The organism is Mesorhizobium sp. M5C.F.Ca.ET.164.01.1.1 (genome assembly GCF_004792125.1).
GTDB lineage: Bacteria > Pseudomonadota > Alphaproteobacteria > Rhizobiales > Rhizobiaceae > Mesorhizobium > Mesorhizobium wenxiniae.
In genome coordinates this window covers 1-321 of sequence record NZ_SRTG01000377.1, presented here as the reverse complement: position 1 = coordinate 321, position 321 = coordinate 1, and the positions used below count along the sequence as shown (strand labels likewise).

1 protein-coding gene is annotated in these 321 nt (G+C 70.1%); it reads right to left on the bottom strand.

Annotated elements, in window-relative coordinates; all coding sequences use genetic code 11:
- On the bottom strand, positions 1 to 321 hold a 321-nt coding region (locus EN807_RS33880), incomplete at both ends, for an SDR family oxidoreductase (RefSeq protein ID WP_135938043.1).

Below are 321 nucleotides of genomic sequence, written 5' to 3'. Positions count from 1 at the left end.
GCCTTGGCGATGGGATCGGCGAAGATCATCACGCCGGTCAGGTTGAGGTCGAGCTCATGCTCGATCCTGTCCGCCGTCAGCGCGCCGAGCGTCTCGGCGCGCGTCCAGCCGGCATTGTTGATCAGGATGTCGGGGACGCCGTCCTTGTCGAGCAGGCGGGGGATCGCCGCTTCGATCGAGGCCCGGTCAAGCAGGTTGAAGACATGGCGCGAGGCGATGTGCGGGCCGACCAGCGCCTCCATCGACTGGTCGCAGCCGACGATGCGCGCGCCGCGCCCGGCCATGAGCGCGACGATCGCCGAGCCGAGGCCGCCACCGGCG